This is a genomic window from Plantactinospora solaniradicis (assembly GCF_042658085.1).
Taxonomy (GTDB): domain Bacteria; phylum Actinomycetota; class Actinomycetes; order Mycobacteriales; family Micromonosporaceae; genus Plantactinospora; species Plantactinospora solaniradicis.
In genome coordinates, this window is the sequence record NZ_JBHSPR010000106.1 from 1 (window position 1) to 696 (window position 696).

General features: G+C 70.8%; 1 protein-coding gene. It reads right to left on the reverse strand.

The window, feature by feature from the left end:
* Positions 1 to 696 (reverse strand): condensation domain-containing protein (locus tag ACFP2T_RS47215; RefSeq protein ID WP_377434437.1); only part of this gene is annotated, 696 nt, incomplete at both ends.

Consider the following 696-nt stretch of genomic DNA (forward strand, 5'->3'; position numbering starts at 1 on the left):
CGGCCGACCACTCGTCACCCACCACGTGATGCATCGCCAACGCCAACACATGCTCATCCGAGGTGACTCGCAGCAACGTCGCCCGCAGCAACGGCCCGGCCGCGAGGTCGAACGGCACCACCGCGTCCGCGGCCAGCCACGCCTGTGCGGCGGCGGCCGGGTCGGCCTCACCGGACAAGTCCACGACCGGCAGGTCGACCGCAGCCGGCGGGTCGACCACCTGCCACGGCACCCCGTCAGCATCGGCGACCAGCCGGGTCCGTAGCACCTCATGCCGGGCCACCAACAAACCCACAGCCGCGGCCAGCGCCACGACGTCAACGTCGCCGGCCAGGCGGATCCGGGCCGGCAGGTTGTACTCCACCGATCCCGGGTCAAGCTGGGCCAGGAACCACAGGCGTTGCTGCGCGAACGACAACGGCAACAACCCGTCACGGTCCACCCGCACCATCGGCGGGGTATCGGTGCCCTGCGCCGATCCGGCAACCACGGCCGCCAATTCGGCCACCGTCGGACCGTCGAACAACGCCGCGACCGGCACCTCCACCCCGAACACGGCCCGGATCCGCGACACCACCTGCGTGGCGAGCAGGGAATGCCCGCCCAGGGTGAAGAAGTTGTCGCGTACCCCGATCTGGTCCACGCCCAACACCTCGGCCCAGATCCCGGCCAGGAGTTCCTGTGTCGGCCCGGACG